This window comes from Mesorhizobium sp. WSM4848 (assembly GCF_055811375.1).
The window spans coordinates 138,944-164,166 of record NZ_JBVVPX010000001.1; the positions used below are offsets into that span (position 1 = coordinate 138,944).

Annotated in this window: 21 protein-coding genes and 3 pseudogenes; 2 read left to right on the forward strand and 22 right to left on the reverse strand. The window is 63.0% G+C overall.

The features are described 5' to 3' along the window. Nucleotides 1–9: 9 nt before the first annotated feature. The 10 genes and pseudogenes from AC0L16_RS00660 to AC0L16_RS00705 form a co-directional block, all read right to left on the reverse strand. Entirely contained in the window at nt 10–786 is a 777-nt protein-coding gene (locus AC0L16_RS00660; RefSeq protein WP_473618443.1) for a DUF296 domain-containing protein, read from the reverse strand. 88 nt (nt 787–874) lie between these two features. Then, the gene (locus AC0L16_RS00665) at nt 875–1,633 is read right to left on the reverse strand and encodes an SDR family NAD(P)-dependent oxidoreductase (protein ID WP_473618444.1); all 759 of its coding nucleotides are present in this window, start codon (nt 1,631–1,633) and stop codon (nt 875–877) included. Between the two features lie 10 nt (nt 1,634–1,643). Further along, nucleotides 1,644–3,266 (reverse strand): acyl-CoA synthetase, encoded by a 1,623-nt coding sequence (locus AC0L16_RS00670; RefSeq protein WP_473618445.1) that lies wholly within the window; start codon nt 3,264–3,266, stop codon nt 1,644–1,646. Beyond that, nucleotides 3,266–3,442, reverse strand: a complete 177-nt coding sequence (locus AC0L16_RS00675; RefSeq protein ID WP_473618446.1) for a hypothetical protein — start codon at nt 3,440–3,442, stop codon at nt 3,266–3,268. The genes AC0L16_RS00670 and AC0L16_RS00675 overlap by 1 nt, the downstream gene beginning before the upstream one ends. Further along, complete coding sequence (locus AC0L16_RS00680; RefSeq protein WP_473618762.1) at nt 3,439–4,296, reverse strand: IclR family transcriptional regulator; 858 nt, start codon at nt 4,294–4,296, stop codon at nt 3,439–3,441. The genes AC0L16_RS00675 and AC0L16_RS00680 overlap by 4 nt, the downstream gene beginning before the upstream one ends. 2 nt (nt 4,297–4,298) lie before the next feature. Continuing rightward, a pseudogene (locus tag AC0L16_RS00685) lies at nt 4,299–5,097 on the reverse strand (SDR family NAD(P)-dependent oxidoreductase). Nucleotides 5,098–5,176: 79 nt separating this feature from the next. Beyond that, nucleotides 5,177–6,193, reverse strand: coding sequence for a TRAP transporter substrate-binding protein (locus tag AC0L16_RS00690; RefSeq protein ID WP_473618447.1), 1,017 nt, complete (start codon nt 6,191–6,193; stop codon nt 5,177–5,179). A gap of 29 nt (nt 6,194–6,222) precedes the next feature. Further along, a complete protein-coding gene (locus AC0L16_RS00695; protein WP_473618763.1) occupies nt 6,223–8,067 on the reverse strand; it encodes a TRAP transporter large permease in 1,845 nt (614 codons plus the stop codon). Between the two features lie 323 nt (nt 8,068–8,390). Next, nucleotides 8,391–8,795: pseudogene (locus AC0L16_RS00700) on the reverse strand (type II toxin-antitoxin system VapC family toxin). Next, nucleotides 8,792–9,016 carry an AbrB/MazE/SpoVT family DNA-binding domain-containing protein gene (locus AC0L16_RS00705; RefSeq protein WP_473618764.1) on the reverse strand — a complete coding sequence of 75 codons (225 nt, stop codon included), beginning with the start codon at nt 9,014–9,016 and terminating at the stop codon, nt 8,792–8,794. The pseudogene AC0L16_RS00700 and the gene AC0L16_RS00705 overlap by 4 nt, the downstream one beginning before the upstream one ends. Before the next feature lie 153 nt (nt 9,017–9,169). Between AC0L16_RS00705 and AC0L16_RS00710 the strand changes: the two genes are divergently transcribed. After that, a complete protein-coding gene (locus tag AC0L16_RS00710; RefSeq protein ID WP_473618448.1) occupies nt 9,170–10,114 on the forward strand; it encodes a lipid kinase in 945 nt (314 codons plus the stop codon). 53 nt (nt 10,115–10,167) lie between these two features. Here the strand turns inward: AC0L16_RS00710 and AC0L16_RS00715 are convergent, their stop codons facing one another. The 4 genes from AC0L16_RS00715 to AC0L16_RS00730 form a co-directional block, all read right to left on the reverse strand. After that, nucleotides 10,168–10,656, reverse strand: a complete 489-nt coding sequence (locus AC0L16_RS00715) for a hypothetical protein (protein ID WP_473618449.1) — start codon at nt 10,654–10,656, stop codon at nt 10,168–10,170. A gap of 188 nt (nt 10,657–10,844) precedes the next feature. Next, nucleotides 10,845–11,630, reverse strand: coding sequence for an ABC transporter ATP-binding protein (locus AC0L16_RS00720; RefSeq protein WP_473618450.1), 786 nt, complete (start codon nt 11,628–11,630; stop codon nt 10,845–10,847). Next, nucleotides 11,624–12,691, reverse strand: coding sequence for a FecCD family ABC transporter permease (locus AC0L16_RS00725; RefSeq protein ID WP_473618451.1), 1,068 nt, complete (start codon nt 12,689–12,691; stop codon nt 11,624–11,626). Before AC0L16_RS00725 ends, AC0L16_RS00720 begins: the two co-directional genes overlap by 7 nt. Beyond that, a complete protein-coding gene (locus AC0L16_RS00730; protein WP_473618452.1) occupies nt 12,681–13,811 on the reverse strand; it encodes an ABC transporter substrate-binding protein in 1,131 nt (376 codons plus the stop codon). The genes AC0L16_RS00725 and AC0L16_RS00730 overlap by 11 nt, the downstream gene beginning before the upstream one ends. Before the next feature lie 115 nt (nt 13,812–13,926). Here AC0L16_RS00730 and AC0L16_RS00735 point away from each other — a divergent pair, with 115 nt between their 5' ends. Continuing rightward, nucleotides 13,927–14,715 (forward strand): class I SAM-dependent methyltransferase, encoded by a 789-nt coding sequence (locus AC0L16_RS00735; RefSeq protein WP_473618453.1) that lies wholly within the window; start codon nt 13,927–13,929, stop codon nt 14,713–14,715. Nucleotides 14,716–14,763: 48 nt separating this feature from the next. Here AC0L16_RS00735 and AC0L16_RS00740 read toward each other — a convergent pair. The 8 genes and pseudogenes from AC0L16_RS00740 to AC0L16_RS00775 all read right to left on the reverse strand — a co-directional run bounded on the left by AC0L16_RS00740 (nt 14,764) and on the right by AC0L16_RS00775 (nt 25,044). Further along, nucleotides 14,764–16,419, reverse strand: a pseudogene (locus tag AC0L16_RS00740) (GMC family oxidoreductase). After that, a complete protein-coding gene (locus AC0L16_RS00745) occupies nt 16,383–17,897 on the reverse strand; it encodes an FGGY-family carbohydrate kinase (RefSeq protein ID WP_473618454.1) in 1,515 nt (504 codons plus the stop codon). The pseudogene AC0L16_RS00740 and the gene AC0L16_RS00745 overlap by 37 nt, the downstream one beginning before the upstream one ends. Before the next feature lie 25 nt (nt 17,898–17,922). Further along, on the reverse strand, nt 17,923–18,765 hold the full coding sequence (locus tag AC0L16_RS00750; protein WP_473607150.1) for a class I fructose-bisphosphate aldolase: 843 nt from the start codon (nt 18,763–18,765) through the stop codon (nt 17,923–17,925). Continuing rightward, a complete protein-coding gene (locus AC0L16_RS00755) occupies nt 18,738–20,474 on the reverse strand; it encodes a glycerol-3-phosphate dehydrogenase/oxidase (RefSeq protein WP_473618455.1) in 1,737 nt (578 codons plus the stop codon). Before AC0L16_RS00755 ends, AC0L16_RS00750 begins: the two co-directional genes overlap by 28 nt. An 18-nt stretch (nt 20,475–20,492) precedes the next feature. Continuing rightward, on the reverse strand, nt 20,493–21,488 hold the full coding sequence (locus AC0L16_RS00760) for an aldo/keto reductase (protein WP_473607148.1): 996 nt from the start codon (nt 21,486–21,488) through the stop codon (nt 20,493–20,495). Further along, on the reverse strand, nt 21,485–22,465 hold the full coding sequence (locus AC0L16_RS00765; protein ID WP_473618456.1) for a sugar-binding transcriptional regulator: 981 nt from the start codon (nt 22,463–22,465) through the stop codon (nt 21,485–21,487). Before AC0L16_RS00765 ends, AC0L16_RS00760 begins: the two co-directional genes overlap by 4 nt. 28 nt (nt 22,466–22,493) lie before the next feature. Then, nucleotides 22,494–23,483, reverse strand: a complete 990-nt coding sequence (locus AC0L16_RS00770; RefSeq protein ID WP_473618457.1) for an ABC transporter permease — start codon at nt 23,481–23,483, stop codon at nt 22,494–22,496. Nucleotides 23,484–23,502: 19 nt separating this feature from the next. Next, entirely contained in the window at nt 23,503–25,044 is a 1,542-nt protein-coding gene (locus AC0L16_RS00775) for a sugar ABC transporter ATP-binding protein (protein ID WP_473618458.1), read from the reverse strand. Nucleotides 25,045–25,223: the final 179 nt, after the last annotated feature.

Consider the following 25,223-nt stretch of genomic DNA (forward strand, 5'->3'; position numbering starts at 1 on the left):
CATCCTCAACTATGCAGATTTCTCGTTGGATGCGACAACCAGCAGTTCGAACGTCACGCAGACGGGGTTAGCGTCGCGGCGAAGACGACCTGCTGATATGACACCGTCCATGCCGACCAGCGCGATGTCGAGCGTGCAACGACCGGAGCGCAAGGCGCCGTCCGTGACGAGAACTTCCGTCGCATAGGAGGAGACAGCCGAGCCGTCGTCGAAATCCGCGCCGACCAGGCTGCCAATGCCCTGGATCGAGGCGTGGTCGAAGCCGTGCCGTCGGCAAACGGCTTCGATCGCCCGGCCGATATCCTCGTTGGGCTTTACCGCGCAGATGGCTGCGCGGCGGCTTCGGCGCTCATCCACGACAGGAGCCTTGATCGGCGCGAAAAGGCGAAAATTCGTCTCGGCGTCGTCGCGCACGTCGAACAGCGCGCCCGCGATACCCCAGGCGGTGACCTCGACCGGCTCCGCCAAGCGCGAATCGAGCGGCAGGAGATGGCCCATGCGGCGTACGCCGTCGGGGGTGCGCCAGATGCCATGGCAATGAAGAAAAGGCTGCTCGTCGCGCCGGCCGGCGACGAGGCCCGCATCCTCGATGACCGTTATGCCTTCCGGTGCGAATGTATCGCTGTACCACGCGGCGTGCGTGCCATCGGGAGAGGCGGCGTGGATGACGTAGCGCATCGGATCAAGCCGCGCGTTGCGCAGGCGGATATACCCGCCGCCGAACCCGGCCACCGCGAGAGCCTGCGCCACGGCGTCATTGATCGAGCTGCCGGCTTCGAGCCGCAACGTCAGCGGCTCTGCGGCGCAGGGCATCGCTGCGAAACGTTCCGACGCGATCGGACCGGGATGGCGGATGCTGCGCATCGGAGCCATCTCAGGCGACAAGGCCGGCATGGATGAAGCCGCCATCGACGGCGAGAATCTGGCCGTTGATGTAACTGGCCTCGTCGGAAATCAGGAAAGCCACCGCTGCCGCGATCTCGCGCGGCGTGCCGTAGCGGCGCTGCGGCACGCGATCCAACCACTGCCGGCGGACATCCTCGGTGTGGACGGCCTGCGTCAGCGGCGTTTCGATCGGCCCGGGTGCGACGGCGTTGACGCGGATGCCATCGACGCCGAGCTCATTGGCCATGACGAGGGTGAGCAGATTCTGGCCGCCCTTCGATGCGCCGTAGGCGCTGCGGCCCTTGTTGCCGCAAAGGCCCGAAACAGAGGTGATATTGACAATCGCTCCTGGCAGCTTCCGTTCAAGCCAGTAGCGCGCCGCCGCCCGCGAGACGATGAAAGTTCCGGTGAGGTTCACGTCGACAATGCGGCGGAAATCCTCGACGCTGGTCTCGACCGACGGCCGGTCCATGGCTATGCCGGCGCAGTTCACGACGGCGGCGAGGCTGTGTGCGGCGGTGATCCGGCCGATGGCCTCGTCGACAGCCGCTTCGTCGACGACGTTGCAGACGATGCCGCGTTCCTCGCGCAGGCCGAGATCCCGGCAGGCCGAACCCAGCGCTGGGGCGGCAAGGTCGAGGAGGAAGACCTCGAAGCCGCGTTCGGTCAGCAGGCGCGCGGTCTCAAGACCGATGCCCGATGCGCCGCCGGTGATCGCCACGGCGCGGCTTTGATGGCTGCTGTTCATCGCCTGCTCCTCATGGCGAGAGCTTCGGCTCGGACGGTCCCAACTCGCCGCGGCGCTCCAGCTCTTCGCGGATCAGCTTCTTGGCGATCTTGCCGTAGGCCGATTTGGGCATCGTCTCCCACCACACGAAGCGCTTGGGCATCTTGTAGCGGGCGAGCTTGCCTTCCAGCCAGCGCTCAATCTCGACCGTCTCGCGCACAACGCCGGCGCGGGCAACGCAAACCGCGACGCCGACCTCGCCCCAGACGGGATCGGGAATGCCGAGAACGGCGGCTTCGCTGATGTCGGGATGGAGCAGGATCTTCTCCTCGATCTCGCGCGGATAGATGTTGGAACCGCCGGAGATATACATGTCGGACGAGCGGCCGGTGATGTAGACGAAGCCGTCCTCGGCCATGTGGCCCAGATCGCCGGTGCGGAACCAGCCGTTGCGGAACGCTGCGGCGTTGGCTTGCGGGTTGTCGTAATAGCCGGCGAAGACTGCCGGCCCGATCACGCAGATTTCGCCAGTTTCGCCCGGCGAGACGGCATTGCCGGCGTCGTCCTGGATCTCGACCTGCATGGCCGTGCGCTCGAAACCGCAGGTTCCGATGCGCGCTTGCGGACCATCCTCGACGGAATGATAGGAAGGAGGCTGCACTGTGATATTGCCCGTGACTTCCCCCAGGCCAAAATACTGGACCAGAACCGGCAGCTTCTCGAGCGCCCGCTTCTGGTCGGCGCGGTACATCGGCGCACCGGCATAGATGACATAACGCAACGAGGAATGGTCGAACCGGTCGACGCTGTCGTCTTCGACAAGCATCTTGAGGATGGTCGGCACGGTAAAGGCGTTGGTCACGCGCCATTTTTCGATCAGCGTCCAGACCGTCGGCGCGTCGAGCTTGTCGGTTGGCAGGAGGATAGACTTGGCGCCGTGCGCCACCTGCACGAGTTGATGAATGCCGGCCCCATGCGACAGCGGCGCCACCACGATCGAGGCGTCGTCGCGTGTCGTGCCGGGCATCAGGTCGCACAGATGATTGGTGATGACAAAGCCCATCTGGCCATGCGTGAGCACGGCGGCCTTCGGCCGGCCGGTCGTGCCGGAGGTGAAGAAGAACCAGCAGGGATCGTCGCGATCGACGGCGACGCTGGCAACGGTCCGGCCGGCAAAACGGGCGGCGACGGCGTCGTAGTCATCGCCGAATTCGGCCGCGCCGATCGACAGGACGAAGTCGATCCCGGGGGTTGTTTCCCGGCAGGCAGCAGCATGAGCGGGGAAGCCCGCGCCGCAGATCAGGCCGCGCGCGCCGCTCGCCTTGGCGAGGTAGGCGACTTCGTCCGGCGACTGACGGTAGTTCGCCGGCACCCAGACGGCCCCGAGCCGGAAGCAGGCGAACATTGATTCGAACATCTGGTTGCAATTGGCCGACTGGACGAGGATTCGGTCGCCCTTTGTCACGCCGAACGCGTCGCGGAGAGCGGCGGCCATCGCGTTGACGCGCGCTTCCATCTCGCGCCATGTCCACTGCCGCTCGCGCCAGACGAAGCCAATATCGTGCGGATTGCGGCGTGCCGCCTGGGTCAAAAAATGCGAGAGGTTCATGACGCGCGTGGAGGAAGGCGTCACGCCGCCTGCGGCCATGGTCATCACTTCGCGCGCTCCAGCAACGACAGGTAGATGAAGATGGTTTCGACGTCGCCGGGCTCGACGCCGGCATGAGCAAGCGTGGGCGCCGCTGCCGTCGCCATCAACCGCCCGGTGTTTTCCAATTCCGACTTTCCGAACGCGGAATGCGCCGATCCGACGATCTGAGTCTTCGTCACTGTGACAACCTCCTGGTGCGCGGCTTTAGAGTGGGGTGCTCGCGCATAGGCGCGCGCGAGGCGAACATCTGGCCTAGCCGTTCCTCGACGCGCTTTGCCTCCTGCATGAGATATCCGACGAGCTCGACCTGTCTTGCCGGCTGCATCCGGCTGTCGATCGCCGCGATCGACAGTGCGCCGACTGGCCGTGCGTCGGCGCTGCGAAGCACAACCCCGACCCCCCAGGAATTGGCGACGAGGCGGCCGGGATTGAGCGAATAGCCGTTGGCGCGCGTCGTTTCGACGTCGCGCCGGATCTGCTCGACCGGGAGCATTGGGTAGTCGGATTTGAGCACCGCGTCGTTGGCGGCCAGCACCGCTTCCACTTCCTCGTCGGGGAGTGCGGCGAGCATGGCGAGCGAGCCTGCGCCGACGCCCAGTGGGTGCTCGAAGCCGGCCTGCAGCGCGTGGGTCCTGACCGGGTAGGTCCCTTCCTCGCGATAGAGGCAGACCGAGTATGTGTCGCGGCGAACCGAGAGGAAGCTGGCATCCTCGGTCTTCTTCGAAAGGCGCAGCAGGCTTTCCATCGAGACCTGAAGCAGGCCGAAACGGCGCGAGGCGAGGCTGCCCAGCACGTAGGCCTCTTCGCCGAGATAATAGCGCCGCGTCATCTCGTCCTGCTCGATCATTCCCGCGCGCATCAGCGCCAGGAGCAGGCGGCGCGTTGTCGGCTTGTTCAGCCCACTTTCTTCGACGATATCGGAGAGCGAAACACCGCGGTCGGCGTGCCGGCCGACCATCGAAAGAAGGCTGAGCGCCCGGTCGACGCTCTGCGAGCCGGTCTGATCGCGTTCTGGGGGCGGCGCGATGTCCATGGTCAACGCAGCTCGCAGACGGCGCAGCTTTGGCCGCCATCGACAGGCAGGCAAACGCCGGTGACGAAGCGCGCCTCCTCGGAGGCAAGAAACACGGCCGCCGCAGCGACGTCCCACGCTGTTCCCATCCTGCCCATCGGCACCATGGCATTGCGGGCCGCGACCATCTCGTCGGCCGAGCCGTATTGGCCGGAAATCTGCTTATAGATCATCGGCGTGTCGATCAGGCCCGGCATGATGCAGTTGGCGCGAATACCTTGCCGGGCATATTGCATGGCCAGCGCCACGGTGGCCTGGTTCACCGCGGCCTTGGCCGCATAATAGGCGAAATAGGGATAACCGACGTAGCGTATCGCGGCGAGCGACGAGATATTGACGATCGCACCGCCGCCGCTCTTGAGCATATGCGGCAACACCGCCTTGGCGGTGCGGTAGACCGGTCCGATATTGAGGTCGAGGGCGGCCTGGAACCCGTCCTCATCGAGTTCAACGGGATCGCCCATATGGGTCACGCCGACATTGTTGTGCAGGATGTCGATGGCGCCGAACGCCTCCATTGCTGCCGCTGCTGCCGACTGAGGCCAGATTGGTCACGTCGGCCGACAACGCGATCGCCTGGTTGCCTTCGTCGCGGATGATCGCCGCGGTTTCAGCGGCGGCCGCCGCAGCGAGATCGACGCAGGCGACACGCGCGCCTTCACGCGCGAAGGCGACCGCCGCCGCCTTGCCGTTGCCCCAGCCGGGTCCGGACGACCCTGCGCCGAAGACGATTGCGGATTTTCCCCTAAGCCGGTCGCCCACCATCGAATTCCTTACAAAATCACGGCTGTTATCGGGCGGGTGAGCCACGTGGCCTGCCCGCCCGGGAGCCGCCCTGCGCTCAGGTCAGGCTGGCGCCAACAGCCTTTTCCAAGATGGCCCAGGCTTCGTCGCCGTACTTGCCCTTCCACTCGGCGTAGAAGCCGGCGTCCTTCAGCGTCTGCCGGAACGGGGCCGCATTCGGATGGTTGATCTTCATGCCCTTGGCGGCGAGCTCCTGCTCAAGCGTGGCATTGAGCTTGGCGACGTCCTCGCGCTCCTTCGCGCCGGACTCGTTGAGGTTCCTGGCGACGATCTCGCGCATGTCCTGCGGCATCGCCTCCCAGGCCCGCTTGTTGGCGAGGAACCAGAAGCCGTCCCACATGTGGTTGGTGACCGAGCAGAACTGCTGCACCTCGTAGAGCTTAGCCGTCGAGATGATGGCGAGCGGGTTTTCCTGTCCGTCGACAATCTTCGTCTGCAGCGCCGAATACACTTCGGCGAAGTTGATGCTGGCCGGCGCCGACTTGAAGGCGGTGAACATCGAGGTCCAGAGCGGGCTGACCGGGACGCGAATCTTGAAGCCTTTGAGGTTGGCGGGCGTCTCGATCGGGCCGACGGAACTGGTGATCTGGCGGAAGCCATTGTCCCAGATTTTCTCCATGACGACCAGGTTCGATTTCTCGATCTCGCCGCGCACATATTTGCCGAGGTCGCCATCCATCGCCGCCCACACGGCGTCGTAGTTCGAGAAGGCAAAGCCGATGCCGCTGATCGAGGCATTGGCGACGAGCGTGGAAAGGATCAGCGGCGACAGCGTGAAGAATTCGACGCCGCCCGAGCGAACCTGGCTCAGCATGTCGGTGTCGGCGCCGAGCTGGTTGCTGGGGAATATCTGGATGGCGACGCGGCCGCCGGTCTCCTCGCGGATTTTCTCGACGGCTTCCTGCGCGCGCAGGTTCATCGGGTGGGTGAGTGGCAGGTTGTTGGCGTATTTGTAGTTGAACTCCGCCGCCTGCGCCCCGGCGTAGCGGATGGTACTGACGAGCGGAATGGATGCGGCTGCGCCTATCATCAAGCTGCGGCGGGTGATGGTCATCGTGTTTCCTCCTGGTTGAATCCGAGTGGCTAGAGATAGGCTACCGACAGCGCCGGGACGGCGGCGATCAGCAACAGGCCAGCTAGCAACGCACCGAGGTAGGGCCAGATGGCGCTCATGGCCTCGTCGGGCGAGACGTCGCCGATCTTGCAGGCGATGTAGAAGCCGATGCCGATAGGCGGGGCCATAAGTCCGATGTTCATCGCCGTCACGACGACCATCGAATAGTGCACGTCGTTGATGCCCAGCCGAGCGGCGATCGGAAACATGATCGGCGCCATCAGAACGATCGCTGGCAGACCTTCAAGAACGCAGCCGAGAACCATGAAGACGGCGATGGTGACGAGCATGAAGGAGAACCAGCCTCCCGGCAGGTCAGTCATGGTGATGGCCAGTTGGTTGGCGAAGCCGGTTTGCGTCAGCGCCCAGGCCATCGCCGAGGCGGTGCCGAGAATGAGCAGGATGGCGCCGGACAGTGCCGCCGTCTCGACCAGCATGGCGTAGAATTTCTTCGCGCCGATGCCGCCATAAAACAACGCGCCGATGACCAGCGCATAGAGCACTGCGATTGTGGAAACCTCGGTGACGGTGGCGACGCCGCCGCCGACGGCGCCGCGGATCAGGAAGGGAAGCACCAGTGCGGGGGCGGAGACGAGCAGCGTCTTCCAGACAAGCGAGAACGGAGCGCGATGGACGCCTTCCATGCTTTCGCCCGAAGCCTTCCAGCGCGCGAGCACCGCCAGGACGAGCAACAGAACCACGGCGATGACGAAGCCGCTGGTGAAAAGCGCGGCGATCGAAACGCCGGCGACCGAGCCGAGCACAATCAGCACGATCGATGGCGGCACCGTATCTGCCATCGCAGCGCCGGTTGCGAGCAACGCGATCATCTCCTTGGGCTTGTGGCCGCGCCGCTTCATTTCTGGGAAGAGTGCCGGAGCGACGGTCGCCATGTCGGAAACCTTCGAACCGGAAATGCCCGAGACGAGGAACATCGAGCCCAGCAGCACGTAAGACATGCCGGCCTTCACATGGCCGAGCAGCGACGCCATGAACTCGACGATCGCCTTGCCCATGCCTGTCGCGTCGAGCACACAGCCGAGCAGAACGAAGATCGGCACCGACAGCAGGATGAGGCTCGACATTCCCTCATCGATACGGCCGACAAGCACGATCATCGGCACGTGCGTGCTGAAGGCGATGAAGGCGATCGTGCCGATGCCGAAACAGAAAGCGATCGGCACGCCGAGCAGAAGGCAGACCGCCACCACGCCGACGAGAAAGATGACGATGTTGGCGTAGCCGAGCGTGAGGAACAATGGCGAAAGCAGCCAGCCAAACACGGCCAGTGCGGCAATCACTGCGACAGCGGCGGCCAGGTTGGCGAGCGTAGCTGCGCGGATCGCGTGGCCCACGGCGATAACCGACATTAATGCCAGCCCGGCGACAATTGCCGAGGCGCGGAAGCTCATCGGGATGTTGAGCGCCGCCGAGGTGACGTACCACTCTTCCTGGACATACTGGCTTGCCGGCACGATCAGCGCGAGCAGCACCGTCGCCACCACGAGCAAAGCGAGGGCGTCCACGAAGTGGCGCCCGCGCTCGGGGATCAGGTTGAGGAAGATGGTAAGACGCAGATGCTCGTTGCGGTCGATGGCGATCGCCGAGCCGAGCATGGCGAGCCAGAGAAAGGAGATGGAAGCGGCCTCATCGATCCAGACGATCGGCAGCGATAGCACGTAGCGCGAGATGACGCCGGCGAGCAGCAGACCGATGACGAAGACGAGCAGGATCGAGGCCACCGCCTCGACCGGCCACATCAGCCGCGACCCTGGCCGCGCATCCAGCACCTCGGCCGGCGTATCGACGATCATCGTGTTGTTGCTGGCGGCTGCCATGCTTCAAGCTCCTCCGCTCGGACCAGGCAACAACGCCTGGCTGAAACGCTCACGCCGAAATCGGAACGAAGCGATCTCCTCCCGCTCGTTCCAGGTTTCGCACATGGTCTATATCATGGACCAGATATTTCGCATAACCGATTTTTGCCATGCAATCGGCTGTATATCAGGGACTTGCGGCTAAAATGCGATCCATATTGTGGAACTACGAACCTTAGCAAGACTATTCAGGATGGTTGCAACAAGACATGCGGGCCTCTGCCTTGCCGCCAAATCGTGTCCTCGGGCTGGCGGGTTGTTCAGGCGCCCTGTGCGATCAGTTTCAGCGATGGAAAATAGGTGCGGTAGCGGCAGACGGCGCGGTGAGCAGCGGGAGTCCATCGACGGCCGCATGGGCGCCAATGAAGAAGTCAGGCAGCACACCAGTGCGCGATCCGCCCGATTTGCGATACTGCGTAAAGACCTTTCCGGCGAGGAACAGTGCTGCCCGGGGCATCGGAGCCATTTGGAGACCGGCTTCGTCAAGAAAAGCGTCGATACTCTCGATGCGGTCATAGCGGACGGCAAGTTCGGCATAGACCGCATCGTTGATCAGCAACGGCCCATTGAGGCTTGCCGCCTCAAGCTGGGCGATCGACCAATCCGCCCAGTTCGCATCGTCCGTGACAAGATCGAGCAAAAACGTTGGTGTCGACCAGCGTCACGCGTCGCCACGCGTCAGTGCCATGATCGCGTCGGTGTCTAGTCCCTTGCCGGCATGGCCGCGCAAACGGCTCGCGGGCTGCTTCTTGTCACTACGCACAATCACAACATTGCCGTCATCGGTGCGGCGGAAATCAACCTTGCTGCCCGGAACGATCCCGAGCAGGTCCCGGACCGGCTTCGGGATAGTCACCTGTCCTTTGGCTGTGACGGTGTTGGTCATGTTCGCACCCTGGTAGTACCCATTTTCGGCATTATCTTGTGGACTGAATTTCAACCTCCACAAGCGGCTGCCGAAGCCGCGATTTTGTGGCTTGTTTTCCCAGGCGCGGCTGTCGACGTCGCAATCCGCAGCCACGCACCCTATCTACGCCGCATGAATGACATCACGAACAGACGCGCGCTTCTACTCATCAATCCAAAGGCACGCCGCGGACAGGAATCCATCGCACCGGTCGTCGAGCGGCTGGAAGCCGGAGGGCTCCGCGTCAGCGTCGAGACTTTTGAGGCGCTGCCCGAAATAGCACGCGACATCGTGCGCCTTCGCCATAGGGCCGATCTTGTGATCGTGTGCGGCGGTGATGGCTCGGTGTCCTCGGCGGCGGTCGCGGTTATGGAAAGCGGGCTGCCGATGGGCATCATCCCGATGGGGACGGCGAACGATCTGGCGCGCACCCTCGAAATTCCGTTGGATCTTGGGAAGGCGGCCGACGTGATAGTAGAGGGCGGACGACGTCTGATCGATATCGGGACCGTCAATGGCCACGCCTTCTTCAACGTCGCGAGCATCGGCCTCAGCACCGATCTTGCCCAGGGTCTGGATCCGGCGCTGAAGAAGCGTTTCGGCAGGTTTGGCTATGCCTTGGCGGCCATGAAAGTGTTGACCAAGGCCCGCCACTTCGAAGCAAGGATTACCGAAAAGGGCGCAACGACCGAAGTCGAGACCTACCAGATAGCGGTCGGCAACGGCCGCCACTATGGCGGCGGCAACGTCGTCGAGGAGACCGCGGAGATCGATGACGGCCATCTCGACCTGTACAGCCTGGAAATGACGAATCTCTGGAAAATGGCGCTCTTGTTGCGCTCGTTCCGCTCGGGCACGCACGGCGCCTGGAGCGAGGTTCGCACGGCGAGATGCGTCGAGTTCGACATCGAGACGAAAAGGCCGATGCCGGTGAACACCGATGGTGAGATCGTGACCTCGACCCCGGCGCATTTCAAGGTCCACCCGAAGGCGATTTCGGTGTTCGCGCCTGCCGGGGCGCGCATGCAGCCTCGCACAAAGGTGCCTGGTGATGCGGTCAGCGCCAACAGCGGCTAGACGGGCGATCAAGCGCGTCGCCTAGCCTACATAGCCTTCAGACACGTCTTTGATCATTGCTTGAGGAACGCGCCCGAGTAGGTCTGGCCAGCAAGCCTGACGGTTCCGGCCAGGGTTCTGTCGGGCCGCATGACAAAACTGACGTCTGCGCCATTCGGCAGGCGCTCAAGCTTCAACGCAGTCCCCACAATTCTTCCAACGCCGGCGGCCTCTCCCGGATGGTTGTCGCCAAGAGTTCCCCACGCATAGGTAACCGTCACCTTGCCATTGGAAGAAATCGTCTGAACAGCAAGTTTGGCGTCATACATCCCATCCAATCGTCCGGCCCATAGACCCGAAAAAGCGGCGTACTTTGTCGGAACGGTCTTGGCAGGCGGAGTGACCGCCACGGATTGATCGATAATTGCCGAGCCGGAGGAAACAGCGGCAGGATCCAAGGCAGTTTGGGCAGAAATGGGTCCAGGTTCTAACGCAGGGTCGGGTTGCGTCGTTTCAAGAGCCGATTGGCACGCGGTCATGACAAGCGCCGCGAAGCCAAGCATTGCGTTGCACATTCGGCGTGCCATCTTGTGGTGCCCCGGCCATCTCTAGATCTAACGCAGGCTACCTTATCGCGCGTTTTCACGACCTCTGTCTACCCGAGGCATCTCGTACAGCAGCGGCTCGTCGAAGGACGTACAGCGGTCGTGAATGAAGGCCTCCATTCGTCGCCCAAGCAGAGCACAGATGCCTAAGCTGCTATCGATGCAGTGGCTGCCGTTTCGGCGGCGACGCCATCCACCATGACATGACCAATACCCCGCGAGCAGCGCTCGATCCTCGCCTCGACACGGTACACATCACGCAAAAGCGCCGGCGTAACGACATCTTCCGGCGTGCCGCAGGCGACCATCCGCCCCTCGGCGACAACGATGCATTTGTCAGCGAAGCGCAAGGCCTGATTGAGGTCGTGAATTGCGATCAGCACAGCAATCCCGTGTTTGCGCGCAAGCCCGCGCATGAAGCTCAGCACCTCGACCTGCCGGTGCAAGTCAAGCGCGGACGTCGGCTCGTCCATCAGCAGGATTTCAGGTTCGCGAGCCAGGGTCTGGGCAATGCTTACCACCTGCCTTTGCCCGCCGCTCAATTCTCCGACGTTGCGAAAGGCAAGATCCGAGATGCTGAGCGCGGCCAGGATGCCGTCTATGAGTGCGAGGTCGCCGTCGCTGACCGACCAGGCCGAGCCCTGCTTGCGGGCGAGCAGGATCGATTCATAGACGGTCAGCACCGCGCTGGCTGCCGTATCCTGCGGCATATAGCAGATGCCGTCCGGCCCCTTCACCGCTCCCTCGAGGCAGACGCGACCCGGGCCCTTCAGAAGTCCTGCGATGCGCTTGAACAGCGTCGACTTGCCCGCTGCGTTGGGTCCGATCACGGCGACAACCTCGCCACCCCGGAAAATGGGAGTTGAGACATCCGAAAGAACGAGCCGCGCCCCGTGGAAGGCTCCGAGACCATCGAGCCTGATCGTTACCATGAGCGCCTCACATTCGAGAGGATCAGCGAGATGAAGAAGGGAATGCCGACAAGCGAGGTGACGATGCCGATCGGGAAGATCGTGCCTGGAACGAGCGACTTGCTGGCAACCGAACTCACCGAAAGGATGAGCGCCCCCGAAAGCGCCGAGGCGGGCAAGAAGAAGCGCTGATCTTCTCCGATCAGCATGCGGGCGATGTGCGGACCGACGAGCCCGATGAAGCCGATCGTGCCGACGAAGGCGACGGGAATGGCAGCAAGGAGGCTTACCATCATCATGGTTTCGAGCCTGAGGCGTGCGACCTTGACGCCAAAGCTCGCGGCCTTGTCTTCGCCTAGCCGCAGCGCCGTCAGCGCCCAGGCGCGGCGCACGAATATCGGCAGTGTTGCGAGAAGGATGAGGCTGGTGATGATGAGCTTGGGCCAGGTGGCTTTGGTGAGGCTTCCCATCGTCCAGAACACGACCGCGGCGAGCGCCTGCTCGGAGGAAAGATACTGGACGAGCGACAGCAGCGCATTGAAGGTGAATACGAGCGCGATGCCGAGAAGCACGATGGTTTCGACCGTCACGCCGCGCTTGAGGCTGAGCAGGTGGATGACGAGCGCGGTCAGCATCGCCACCACGAAGGCGTTGAGCGGCACGATATATTCGATCGCGGCCGGGATCAGCGCGACGCCGAAGGCGAGCGCGAGTGCTGCGCCAAAGCTGGCCGCCGCCGAAATGCCGAGCGTGAACGGGCTGGCGAGCGGATTGTTGAGGATGGTCTGCATCTGCGCACCGGCGATCGACAGTGCTGCGCCGACGACCACTGCCATCAGCGCGATGGGAAGCCGGATGTCCCACAGCACGACGCGCACCTGAAGCGGCACACTGCCGGGAGAAACGAGGGCGAGCACCACCTGGTCGAGGCTATAGCTTGCGGGCCCGAGCGCGAGGTCGATGCAGAGGCTCAGGAGCAGCGCCAGGGCGAGCCCCGCCAGGATCAGCTGCTTGCGCAGGACAAGGGCGCGGTAGAGCCCGCGCCCTTGTTTGGCTGTCAGTGCGGCCGGTTCACTGCTCATCGGAGAGCGAGACCCAATGGCCGGGCCTGTACCCGACCGGCAGGAACTTCTCGTGCAACTCCTTGAAGGTGGCCTCGGCGTCGAGATCGGAGAACAGGTCGGGGTGCAGCCATTTGGCCATCTGCTGTATGGCGACGAACTGATAGGGGCTGTTGTAGAACTGGTGCCAGATGGCGTGGACCTGCCCGTTCTCCACCGCCTTGATGCCGGTTAGCGCGGGCCGCTCGGTCAGGCCCTTGAGTTTCTTCAGTGCCGCCGCTTCGTCGGCGCCGGGACCGACGCCGACCCATTTGCCGCCCGGCACATAGGCCTCCCAATTGCCGCCCGTCACAATCACCTGGTCGGGATCGCTGGCGATGATCTGTTCGGGATTGAGCGCGCCAAACGTGCCCGGGATCAGGTCGGCCGCGATATTGGCCCCGCCGGCCATGTCGACGAACTTGCCAAAATTGTCGTTGCCGAAGCTCATGCAGCAATCATCGGAATAGCCCCCGGCGCGATCGATGAACACGGTCGGGCGCTTGGGATTCTTCTCTGCGATCACATCGGTGACGCGCGCGATCTGGGCCGCGCGGTAGGCGATGAACGCCTCGGCCCGCTGTTCCTGGCCAAGCAGCTTGCCGATCAGGCGCATGCTCGGCTCGGTGTTGGTGAAGGGTTGCTCGCGGAAATCGACATAGACCACAGGAATGCCGACGGCAGCGAGCTTCTCGATATATTGCGCGTCCTCGGTTGCCTGCTTGGACTCGATGTTCATGATCATCACGTCCGGCTGAAGCGCGATGGCCTGCTCGATGTCGAACGTGCCGTCCTTGAAACCGCCGAAGGTCGGTATCGCCGCCATCGACGGGAATTTTTCCAGATAAACGGCGTAATTGTCGGGATCGGCCTGGGAGAAATCCTCGCGCCAGCCAACGATGCGCTTGAAGGGGTTGTCGGTATCGAGCGCGGCGATCAGGTAGATCTGCCGGCCTTCGCCGAGGATGACCTTGTCGACCGGCGTCTTCACCTCGACCTTGCGGCCGCTAATGTCGGTGACAGTCTCGGCGCGCGCGCCTGAGGTAAGCGGCATCAAGGCCGCGAGGGCGACCGCGGCCGCGAATATCGACTTCAAGATCATTGGGCTCTCGCAATTCAGTTTACCGGCCCGGCTTTAGAAAACATGAATTGTATAATCAAGAATTATCTTTTAGAGCAATTCCAATGTACCGCTTTAGGGGAGAGCGTTTCGGGCAATGACGGCTCACGCAAACTATTCGCGGCGCGACGAAATTCGCGACTATTGGTCAGACCGCGCCGAGACGTTCGACCTGCAGGTCGGCCACGAGATTTTTTCCGAGCAGGAGCGCGCCGCCTGGCATGCGCTCATAACCAGGCACATTGGCCCAGGCGCCGGGCGGGCGTCTCTGGATCTCGCCTGCGGGACAGGCGTCATTTCGCATCTGATGCACGATCTGGGCTTTGTGGTGACAGGCCTCGACTGGTCGGAAGCCATGCTCGCCAAGGCGCGCGCCAAGGCACAAGAACGCTCCGCCGATATCCGCTTCATCATGAGGGATGCCGAACGCACGCTCGAGGGCAAGGCGAGCTACGATGTCATCGTCACCCGTCACCTGGTCTGGACGCTGCTGGATCCGAAGGCGGCCTTTGCCGAATGGTCCTCGCTGCTGAAGCCCGGCGGAAAACTGCTGGTCATCGACGGCGATTTCGTCAGCCGCAACTGGGCGACGCGTTTGCGGGAAGTTTGGGAGAAGCTCACGGCCGGCAAGGCCCGGGCCTCGGACAATGACGGCGCCGCCATGGCCAGACGTCACCAGAACATTCTTGCCCGTGTCTATTTCTCAGGCGGCGCACGGGCGGAAGAGATAGTTCGCTTGCTGGCCGAAGCCCGGTTCGAGCAGCCGGTCGTCGACTGGAAACTGGGCGCGATCCATCGCGCCCAGGCTCGACAGATGAGTTGGCCCAAGGCGCTCGAACGCGCCACTCAACACCGCTTCGCGATCTGCGCGACAAAGCCGCAGTAAACTGCATCTGAGTTAACGCAGACCGGCAGCTATCCGCGCCACCGAGTATTATTTCTCGTGGCTGGCGTCCTGCAGGATCATTTCCGATGCCTTCTCCGCGATCATGACCACTGGAGAGTTGGTGTTGCCGGAAACGATCGTCGGCATAATCGAAGCGTCGACGACGCGCAGGCCAGAAATGCCGTGCACCCGCAGCCGGCCGTCGACCACTGCCGTTGAGCCTGCGCCCATCTTGCAGGTGCCGACCGGATGGAAAATCGTCGTGCCGATATCGCCGGCCTTGCGAACGAGATCGTCGTCGCTTTCATAGTGTGCACCGGGCAGCATTTCCTCAGGCGCGAAACACGCAATTGCGCGCGCCTTCATCAAGCGGCGGACGTGGCGGAGCGATGCTACAGCCACGGTCCTGTCTCCTTCGGTAGACAAATAGTTCGGCCGGATCTTTGGAGCCGCCTGCGGATCGGACGCCTCCATGTGGACGGTGCCGCGGCTTTCCGGTCTGAGATTGCAGACCGAAACCGTGACCGCGGGGAAACGATGCAGCGGCTCGCCCAGCCGGTCAGTGCTCAACGGTTGGACATGGTATTCGAGATCGGGCGTCTCCAGGCGTGGGTCGCTCCTGGCGAAGATGCCAAGCTGGCTCGGCGCCATCGACAGCGGTCCGCTGCGACGGATAGCGTATTCGACGCCCATGGCCGCGCGGCTGAACAGATTGTGGTAGCGCTGGTTTAGCGTCGAGGCGTTGGCGACCTTGAAGACTGTGCGGATCTGCAAATGATCCTGCAGGTTCTCGCCGACGCCTTCCAGCGCGTGGCGAACCGGGATTCCTGCTGCGCCAAGCACGGCAGGTCGGCCGACGCCGGAAAGCTCGAGCAGCTTCGGCGAATTGATCGCGCCGGCGGCAAGGATCGTCTCGCCTGCCCGCGCTCGATGCAGTTGGCCGCCAATGCGGAAGACAACGCCGGTGACGCAAGCTCCGCCGAAATCCAGCATCTCGGTCTCGGCGCCGGTGACGACGCGCAAATTCGGCCGTCGCAGCGCGCTGCGCAGGAACGCCTTCGAGGTATTCCAGCGCACGCCTTTCCTCTGGTTGACCTCGAAATAGCCCGACCCTTCGTTGGTCCCGCCGTTGAAGTCCTCGGTCCGGGGGATGCCGAGTTCCTCGGCAGCATCGCGGAAGGCATCGAGGATGGGCCACGACAGGCGCTGGCGCTCGACGCGCCATTCGCCACCGGCGCCGTGAAGGTCGTTGGCGCCACCAAAATGGTCCTCGGACTTGCGGAAATACGGAAGCACGTCATCCCAGCCCCAACCAGGATTTCCGGCTTGCCGCCAGCCATCATAGTCGGCCGCCTGGCCACGCATGTAGATCATGCCATTGATCGACGAGCAGCCGCCCAGAAGCTTGCCGCGCGGATAGTTGAGCGCACGACCGTTCAGCCCGGGCTCCGGCTCGGTCTACATCAGCCAATCGGTGCGCGGGTTGCCCATGCAGTAGAGATAGCCGATGGGAATGTTGACCCAGTGATAGCGATCGCTGCCGCCGGCTTCCAGAAGCAGCACGCGCATGGCTGGATTGGCCGACAGTCTGTTGGCCAGCACGCAGCCGGCTGAACCCGCGCCGACTATGATGAAGTCGTACTGTCCAAAATCGGCAGCGGTCTGTGTCAATTGGACGTCCGTTCGCTTGCCATCCTGTCCCATAGCGGACCCATGGCCTTGTTGATCTCACCATAGAGACGATAGCGCCGCTCATAGACCGGTGCGATCGCGCAATTGGGCTGGTAGCATCGGTCGGGCGCGGTCATCGCGGCGGCGCCCGCAGAGAAGTCGGCAAACAGGCCGACGCCTGTCCCGGCTGCAATCGCAGCTCCCAGCGCACCTGTCTCACGGCTGCGAGATACGGTCACCGGCACCCCTAGCACATCCGCGAATATCTGCGGCCAGACGGCGCTGCGCGAGCCGCCGCCCGAAAGAACCGCCTGGCTGACAGTCGCTCCCGCTCGACGCAGCGTCTCGACATGGCGCCGGTGCTCGAAGACGACGCCCTCGAACAGTGCGCGCAGCATATGCGCCCGCGTGTGCCAGCCGGCGATGCCGTAGAAACCGGCACGCGCCTTGCCGTTCTGCTGCGAGCCGTAAAGGAAGGGGTGGTAGATCGGCATGTCTCCCGTGGGATCGACGGACGCAACAAGCTCGCTGCAGATCTCGAATGGCGATGCGCCTGCCGGCGGCGCATGCTCGAAGAATTCACGCACGATCCACTCGAGATTTGCGGCCGAAGTGGCGCTCGATTCGATGGCGAGGTAGCGCAGCGGATCGAACGTCGACAGCATGAAGATCGACGGATCGCGGATCGGCTCCTGGGTGATAACCTGGTTGATGCTCCAGGTGCCGGCAATGATCGAGGCGGCGCCGGTGCTGGTGACGCCCGAACCGATGGCGCTGGCGACGACGTCGAACAGGCCCGCCACCACAGGCGTGCCCGCAAGAAGGCCGGTGGCAGCGGCGACATCGCGCGTGACATGGCCGGCGATGGCGGAGGCTTCCAGCACGTTCGGCAGCAGTTCCATGCAATCGTCGAGACCATAGGCGGCCAGCAACTCTCGCTCGTAGCGCCGGCCGGGCATGTGCAAAAGCCCGCAGCCCGACATATCCGAGGTCTCGGTCGAGCGCGCGCCGGTGAGGCGGTTGACGATAAAATCCTTGCACAGGAAGACGGTGCCTATTTTGGCAAAAAGTGCCGGATCATGGCGCTTGAGCCACGCCAGCAGAGTCGGCGTCTGCGCCGCCCAGGGCCGTTGCAGGCAGTGGATATAGGTCCGGTCGCCAACGCCTGCGGCCGCCCATTCGCTGACGATGCCGACGCCGCGCGTGTCGAGCGACTGGATGCCGAGCAGCGGGTCGCCGCCGCGGTCCAGCGCATAGAGCCCGTTGCCGTGGCCGGCGCAGCCGATCACCGCGATCTCGCGGGGGTCGATGCCCGACTGGTCGAGGCACTGGCGGATGACCTCGACGGCGTTGCGCCACAATTCGCCGAGGTCCCGCTCGACATGGCCGGGCTCTGGCATGCAGGAGCGGCCGTCGCGAGCGGCAAGTGCGAGTTCGCGACCTGCGGTGTCGAAGATGATGGCCTTGATGACGGTATTGCCCGCATCAAGACCAAGGATGTATCGCTGCATTGAAGCTCCTCCCAAGCTGCAAAGATTATTGTTGCTGGTAGAGCTCCCAGGCGGCCGCACCGTCGGCATTCTCATGGATGATCGCCATCAGTCCCCTCACGACGGCGCGAGGGTTGGAATGCTGGTATATGTTGCGGCCATAGACCATGCCTGCCGCGCCTTGTGCCATCAGCGCCGCCGACTTGTCGAAGACGGCGCGCAAATCCTCCCTGCCCCCACCGCGCACAAGGACAGGACAGCGTGCCGCAGCCACCACCCGGTGGAAGTCGTTCGGATCGGTCGTCGGATCCGCCTTGATGATGTCGGCGCCCATCTCGCTGGCGAGCCGGGTCAGGGTGACGATCTTTTCGGGGTCGCCGTCGACCATGTATCCTCCGCGCTCCGAATTGGGCAGCATTGCCAGAGGCTCGATCATCAGCGGCAAGCCATATCTTTCACAGTCGGCGCGAACCCTGGCAATGTTGTGGACGCATTGCCGAAACAGGTCCGGCTCGTCGGGCAGCATGAATAAATTGACGACCACGCAGGCCGCGTCCATCTCCAGCGCGCCGATCAGCGGCTCGGCTTCGTTCTGCAGGACGGCCCACATCGAGCGATGGCGGGTTTTGTTGTATGGATTACCCATGTCTATGCGCATGACCAATGCCGGCTTGTCCTTGCCGGGCAGGGTCTGCAGCAAATCGGCCTGGCCATAATTCATCTGAATGGCGTCCGGCCCCGCGGCGACCAGCTGGGCGACGACGCCAGCCATATCCTCCAGCCCTTCCAGGAACGACGGCTCGTTGCATACGCCATGGTCGATTGCGACGTCGAGACAGCGCGCCCCGCCGAACAGCCGGTTCATGCGGACTTTCTTGTTGATGCGCATTCGGCGCTCCTTCCTTGGTCTTTTTGCGATAGCTGGTCGAGATCGACGCCGTGCTGGCGCTGCAGCAGGGCGAGGAAATCGGTGCGCTCGAATGCCTTGCGCGCAGCGTCCCAGCTCTTTTCGACAGCGAGAATATCGAGAACTGCGTCGAGAAGGTCGCAAGAGAGAGCACCGGTGATGGCGATTGTCGTGCGGCGGAGCAGCAGGTCCTCCAACTGCTCGACATATTCATTGGCGATGAGATACTGAATCTCCCGGACCGAGTAGTGGCTGCCAGGCAAGAGCTCGTCCTGTCCCGCTGCCAAAAAAGCGGCGACGGCATCCGCCACGGTGCCGTAGCGCTCGAACAGGCTGCGCATGCGGTCAAGCGACAGGCCATGCGCCGCCGCGCGTTCTGCGCACCATTTTTCGGGGGCCATGGGAAAATGCCGGCCGCCGCCGATCGGCATGTTTTCGGTGCCGACGATGCGCTGTCGGCACAATCGCTCGAGCACGATATCCGCTGCCAGTTCGCCGAACGACCGGAAGGTTGTCCATTTCCCGCCGATCATGCACAGCGTCGGCGGCACCATACCGGCGCCCTCGATGAGCTCGCAGAAATGATCGCGGGGAATGCGCCCGGTAAAACTGTCCCGGCTTATCGGTAGCGGCCTCACCCCGGTGAACTGAAAGACGATGTCGGTATCAGTGATCTCGATCCCGGGAAACACGAAGGACACGGACTGCCGGATGTATTGCCGCTCGTCGTCCTCGCAGCGCGCTTGGTCGGGATCGTCGGCACGGATATCCGTCGAGCCGACCAGCACATTGCCGAGATAGGGGAACAGGATGCAGATCCGGCCGTCCTCGTTCTCGTAATAGATCATGTGGCCGTCGAGAGCGTCGTGAAGCTCGCGATTATCGACGATCAGATGCGATCCTTTGGTGCCACCCATAAACTTGGGCGCAACGGCTCCGATAGCCGAATTGGTCAGGTCGATCCAGCCGCCTGTGGCGTTGACGACGAGCCGCGGCTTCACGGCAACTGTTTCGCCAGACAATCCGTCGTTAAGCGCAAGGCCCGCGTCACCGAGCGATACGCGTGCATAGTTGAGCGCTCGAGCCGATGGCCTTTCGTTCATGGTGTCGCGCAGCATCTCGGTACCCAGCCGCTCGGGGTGGCTGACCCAGGCGTCATAGTATGTCGCCGAATTGCGGATAGCAGGATTGATTGCAGGCCAGACCTTGAGTGTTTCAGCACGGCTCCTGAACTTGTGCGTCGGGACGATACGCCGTGCGGCGGTGAAGAAGTCATACATCGCCAGGCCGGTCTTGATGACCAATGCGCCACGCCGACCCGGACGACGGCTTAGCCCAAGGAAGCGGAATGCGCCATTTGCGATACCTGAGAACAGGTCGAAGATAGGCACTGTGGTTGGCAATGGCGCAACGCAATGCGGCGCGTTCTTCAATAGCCGATCGCGTTCGAGCAGGGATTCGCGGACCAGCTTGAACTCGCCGTTTTCAAGGTAGCGCAAGCCGCCATGAACCATGCGCGAGAGGGCTGCGCTGGCGCCGCAGCAATAATCGCCCTTTTCGGCGAGCAGGACATCGACGCCCTGCAAAGCGAGCTCGCGAAACACGCTGATGCCGTTGATGCCGCCGCCTATCACGAGGACGTCAACATCGGGGTTCCCGCGCAAGCCGGCGATCGTCTGGATGCGATTCATCTCAGGACGCGCTTTCGATCACGCGTCTATCGCTACGAGATGCCCGGCCACCGCCGCATCGATCGTCCCCAGTTCCGCCGCGCTCAGTAAAATCTCCCCTGCCCTGGCGTTGTCGAGCGCCTGCGTGGCCTTTCGCGCTCCACACAACGCGAAGGTGATGCCGGGTTGCGCCAGCGTCCAGGCGATGACGATCTGCGCCATGCTTGCCTGGTGGATCTCAGCGACCGGGGCCAGGGCATGTTTCAACGCGGCTACCTTGCGCCGGTTAGCCTGAGAGAAGCGCGGATTGTCTTTGCGCTGGTCGTCGCCGCTGAACTCACGCGCCGGATCGATGGCGCCCGAGAGCAGGCCGAGTGCAAGCGACGAATAACTGAGTGCTGCAACTTGATGCTGGCGCGCGATCGGCAGCAATGTCTGCTCGATGTCGCGATCCAGCATCGAATATCTTTCCTGGATCGCGTCGAGCTGGCCAGCGGCGACATACTGCTGCAGCTCGGCAGCATTGAGATTGCTGGCGCCGATGGCGCGGATTTTGCCAGCGGATTTGAGGCGTTCGAGCGCTTCCATTGTTTCGGCAATGGGTGTCGTCGGGTCCTGCCAGTGGGTGATGTAGAGATCGATATAGTCGGTGCCGAGCCGCCGCAGGCTCTGTTCCACTTCATAAGCGATGCCGTCGGCGCCCAGATATCGGTTCACCGGCGTTCCATCCTGATCGAAGAAGTGGTTGCCCTTTTTCGAATGCCAGTTGAGGCCGCATTTGCTGGCGATGACCGCGCGGTCGCGCCGGCCCTTGATGGCCTTGCCGACGATCTCTTCGCTGCGGCCAAGACCGTAAGCCGGCGCGGTGTCGATCAGCGAAACGCCGGCATCGAAGGACGCCTGGATGGCGGCGATCGATTCTGCTTCATCCGTGCCACCCCACATCCAGCCGCCGATGGCCCAGGTGCCTAGGCCCACCGCCGAAGCTACAACGCCGGACTTGCCGATTGAGCGGGTGATTTGTCGAGTATTCATGCAGCATTTCCTTCGGCGAGCTCGAGGATCTTCAAGCCGGTGGTTTCGTCGGTGACGAGAGTGTCGAGGTGAGAGCCGCGCATGGCACTGAGGATCGGGACCACCTTGCTGGCGCCGCTTGCGACTCCGATCGACTGCGGAATGGTCGCGAATTCCTCGAGCGTCAGCGAGACCAGTGAGCGGTTGAGGCTGTAGTCGGCGAGCTTGCCGTCGCAGTCTATGAGATGGGCGAGCAGTTCGCCCGCCGCGCCCGAGCGCTCGATGGCCAGCCGGTCGGCGCTCGAGGATGGGTGCAGATCGTAGTAGCTCGAATCGTCGGCCAGGATGGAGCCGATGCCGACGACCGCAAGCGTTGCTTCGCGCGCCTTGTTGAAGACGTCCGAAACCGCCCGGACGCCCATCAGCATGTCACGTTGGGCCGGGCTGTCGGCAAACAGCGGCGCGTGAATCTGATAGGCGCGCCCGCCGAGCTTGTCGGCCATCAGAGACGCGACATGATTGACGTCGGTGTAATGCTTGCCCTGGACCAGGCCGGTCGCGGGAACTACCTCGACGTCGTAGCTGCGGCTCGGCTTGAGGCCGGCGACGACGGCACTCACCCCCTTGCCCCCGGTAATGGAAATCGTGTCGCCGTCCTTGATCGTCTCGAGCACCAGCCTGGCTGCGGCCTCACCGACACGCTGAAGCGCAGTCTGCGGATTGTCCGAAACGGAGGGGACGACGACGGCCCTTTGGAGTCCACCGATCGCGACAAGTCGCGCCTCGATGTCGATCAGTTGCTCGACCGGCGACTTGATCTTGATCTCGACAAGCCCGAGTTGATGACCGCGTTTGATGAGGCGGTTGACGGTCGCATGCGAGATGCCGAGCTCCTTGGCGATTTCCGCCTGCGTCTTGGCTTCCATGTAATGAAGCACAAGCGCCTGATACATCTGGCGGACGATCGTGACGTCGTCCCGCGAATTGGGTGGTGACATGATGGATGCTCAACTCTCGCGCTGCTGCTCAGGACTTCCTGCGGTGCAGGAAGTGGTCGATCGATACCGCCGCGAGCAGGATGCATCCCTTGATCATGTCCTGCCAATAGACGGAAACGTCGAGCAGGATCAGCGAGCTTGTGACGACCGAGAGCAGCGCCATGCCCAGTATGGCGCCGAAGATGGTGCCCGAGCCGCCATTGAGCGATGCTCCGCCAATCACCGCCGCGGCGATGATGTTGAGCTCCATGCCAGCGCCGAAGGTCGGGGTCGCAGCGCCAAAGCGTGACATATAGATGATGCCGGCAAAGCCCGCGAGGGTGGAGCAGAGAACCGTGACCCAGAATTTGACCTGCTTGGTCTTGATGCCTGAAAATTGGGCCGCCTTCTCGTTGCTGCCGGTATAAAAGACCTTGCGGAAGGCCGTGGCACGCCGAAGCAGAAAATCGAATATGGCCACGACCACAACAAAGATGACTATGACGTAAGGCACATTGCCGAAGCTGCCCTGGCCGATCGCCTTGAACCCGGGCGGCAGGGTGAACAGCGACAGCGGGGTTCCCTTGGTGATGACAAGGCAAAGACCGCGCACGATCACCATCGCCGCCAACGATGTGATGAAATGATTGAGCCCGATAACGGTGACGAAGAAGCCCATGACCGCGCCGATCAGCGCGCTGGCGCCTACGCCGATGAGGCTCGCGGTCCACGGGTCTAGACCCATCAGGAACAGAGCGCCTGACACGACCATGGAGAAGCAGACCACCGACCCGACGGAAAGGTCGATGCCGCCGACAATGAGGAGTATCGTCATACCGACCACGACGATGCCTTCAATGGAGAAGCTCATCAGCATGGCGCGGAAATTTCCCCAGGTCAGGAAATGCGGCGAAGCGAATGTCATGGCGATGCACAGCGCCAGCATGATTGCGATCAGCCCCGCCTCGCGCATCGACCCAAGACGCAGCCAGTTGCGCCCGCCAAGCCCCGGGGCGCTCGCCTTGATTTCGGCGTCCATGAGGGTTCCTCCGGTCTGTCTAAGCGACATTCTGAACCTGCCTTGCGTTTGATCGTTGCTGCCGGAGACCAGAAGCCAGCAGCATGATTGCCTCTTCGGTCAATTCGTCAGCCCCCAGTTCGCCGACGATGGCGCCTTCGTGTATGACAAGCACCCGGTCGCTCAGTCCGATCAATTCCGGAAGCTCGGATGAAATCACGATGACGCCGACGCCCCGCTCGGCGAGATCGCGAAGCAGGCGATGAATTTCCACTTTGGCGCCGACATCGACCCCGCGTGTGGGCTCGTCCAGAATGACCACTTTGGGGCCGACCGAAAGAAGCCTGGCGATGGCGACTTTCTGCTGATTGCCACCGCTGAGCGTCGACACCTGTGTCTCGATGCCGCCCATGCGCACAGCATGGCGCTCGACCAGATCGGTGGCTTGCTTTGCCTCGGCGCGGCGATCGAGCAGCCCAAGCGGTGTGGTCAGTTTCCGAAGGTCCAGCGCGGAGATGTTCGAGGCAACCGACAGGTCGAGGAACAGGCCAGACGCCTTGCGGTCCTCAGAGAGGTAGACCAGGCCGGCGCGCACCGCATCGCTGTAGGTCCTGATGCTGACCGGCTGGCCATTGAGCTCGATCGATCCCGACAGCTTCGCGCGCAAGCCGCAAACGTTTTGGACCATCTCGCTGCGGCCGGCGCCAATCAACCCACCGATGCCAAGAATTTCGCCTGAACGAAGCGTGAAGCTGACGCCGTCGGAACCATCTCGATAGGAGAGATTTTCGACCGACAACACAGGACGATCGGTACGCCGCTCAGGCGAGAGCTTTTGCGGATAGAGCTGCGTGATTTCGCGCCCGACCATCTTGCGCACGACATCATTGGGAGTGACCGAAGCGATAGAATCGGTCGCTACGTATCTGCCGTCACGAAACACCGTGACGCGGTCGCACAGGCTGAAGATCTCGGCCATGCGGTGGCTGATGTAGATGATTGAAATTCCGCGTGCCTTGAGATCGCGAACGATTGCGAAAAGGCGCTGCGCCTCGGTCTCGGTCAGCGCGGCCGTCGGCTCGTCGAGCATCAGAACCCGGCATTCGAGCGTCAGCGCCTTGGCGATTTCCACAAGTTGCTGGTTGGAAATCGAAAGCTCGGCGACCGGCGTCTCGACCGGGATCGGCGCCAGCAGGTCCATTATCTTCTGCGCATCGGCGTAGAGCCGGCGAAAATTCATCAGCGGCGCTCGCCGGTTGTTGACGGCCGCCATGAGGATATTCTCGGCGACCGTGGCATCCTGGCAGAGCGCGATTTCCTGATGGACGAGGCCTATGCCAAGCCGCTGCGCGGCGGATGGCGATGTGATGGTGACGTTCTCGCCTTCGAGACGAATGGCGCCTTCGTCGGGTTGCACAATGCCGGCGATGATATTCATCAACGTGGACTTGCCGGCGCCATTCTCGCCGCACAGCGCGTGAATTTCGCCGCGCTGCAGCGTGAAATCGACCCCGGTCAGCGCTTTGATGGCGCCGAAGGATTTCGAGATGTCGCGGATTTCAAGAATGGCGGCGGCAGTCACTCCGTCCCCCTGCAGCGTTGAAATTGATGATATGGCCCGAGTCGAGGGGGGGGGGGCGCGCCCCCCCCCCGGGGGGGGGGGGGGAGGGGGGGGGGGGCGGGGGGCGCGGGGGGGGGGGGGGCCGGGGGGGGGGCGGGGGGGGGGGGGGGGGGCCAAAAAAAAAAAAAGGCATTTATGGG

Excerpts from the sequence above, each read along its gene's own strand:
- AC0L16_RS00665 (WP_473618444.1), bottom strand. The coding sequence starts at position 1,633 with ATGAACAGCAGCCATCAAAGCCGCGCCGTGGCGATCACCGGCGGCGCA.
- AC0L16_RS00670 (WP_473618445.1), bottom strand. The coding sequence starts at position 3,266 with ATGACCATGGCCGCAGGCGGCGTGACGCCTTCCTCCACGCGCGTCATG.
- AC0L16_RS00680 (WP_473618762.1), bottom strand. The coding sequence starts at position 4,296 with ATGGACATCGCGCCGCCCCCAGAACGCGATCAGACCGGCTCGCAGAGC.
- AC0L16_RS00690 (WP_473618447.1), bottom strand. The coding sequence starts at position 6,193 with ATGACCATCACCCGCCGCAGCTTGATGATAGGCGCAGCCGCATCCATT.
- AC0L16_RS00695 (WP_473618763.1), bottom strand. The coding sequence starts at position 8,067 with ATGATCGTCGATACGCCGGCCGAGGTGCTGGATGCGCGGCCAGGGTCG.
- AC0L16_RS00705 (WP_473618764.1), bottom strand. The coding sequence starts at position 9,016 with ATGACCAACACCGTCACAGCCAAAGGACAGGTGACTATCCCGAAGCCG.
- AC0L16_RS00710 (WP_473618448.1), top strand. The coding sequence starts at position 9,170 with ATGAATGACATCACGAACAGACGCGCGCTTCTACTCATCAATCCAAAG.
- AC0L16_RS00715 (WP_473618449.1), bottom strand. The coding sequence starts at position 10,656 with ATGCTTGGCTTCGCGGCGCTTGTCATGACCGCGTGCCAATCGGCTCTT.
- AC0L16_RS00720 (WP_473618450.1), bottom strand. The coding sequence starts at position 11,630 with ATGGTAACGATCAGGCTCGATGGTCTCGGAGCCTTCCACGGGGCGCGG.
- AC0L16_RS00725 (WP_473618451.1), bottom strand. The coding sequence starts at position 12,691 with ATGAGCAGTGAACCGGCCGCACTGACAGCCAAACAAGGGCGCGGGCTC.
- AC0L16_RS00730 (WP_473618452.1), bottom strand. The coding sequence starts at position 13,811 with ATGATCTTGAAGTCGATATTCGCGGCCGCGGTCGCCCTCGCGGCCTTG.
- AC0L16_RS00735 (WP_473618453.1), top strand. The coding sequence starts at position 13,927 with ATGACGGCTCACGCAAACTATTCGCGGCGCGACGAAATTCGCGACTAT.
- AC0L16_RS00745 (WP_473618454.1), bottom strand. The coding sequence starts at position 17,897 with ATGCAGCGATACATCCTTGGTCTTGATGCGGGCAATACCGTCATCAAG.
- AC0L16_RS00750 (WP_473607150.1), bottom strand. The coding sequence starts at position 18,765 with ATGCGCATCAACAAGAAAGTCCGCATGAACCGGCTGTTCGGCGGGGCG.
- AC0L16_RS00755 (WP_473618455.1), bottom strand. The coding sequence starts at position 20,474 with ATGAATCGCATCCAGACGATCGCCGGCTTGCGCGGGAACCCCGATGTT.
- AC0L16_RS00760 (WP_473607148.1), bottom strand. The coding sequence starts at position 21,488 with ATGAATACTCGACAAATCACCCGCTCAATCGGCAAGTCCGGCGTTGTA.
- AC0L16_RS00765 (WP_473618456.1), bottom strand. The coding sequence starts at position 22,465 with ATGTCACCACCCAATTCGCGGGACGACGTCACGATCGTCCGCCAGATG.
- AC0L16_RS00770 (WP_473618457.1), bottom strand. The coding sequence starts at position 23,483 with ATGGACGCCGAAATCAAGGCGAGCGCCCCGGGGCTTGGCGGGCGCAAC.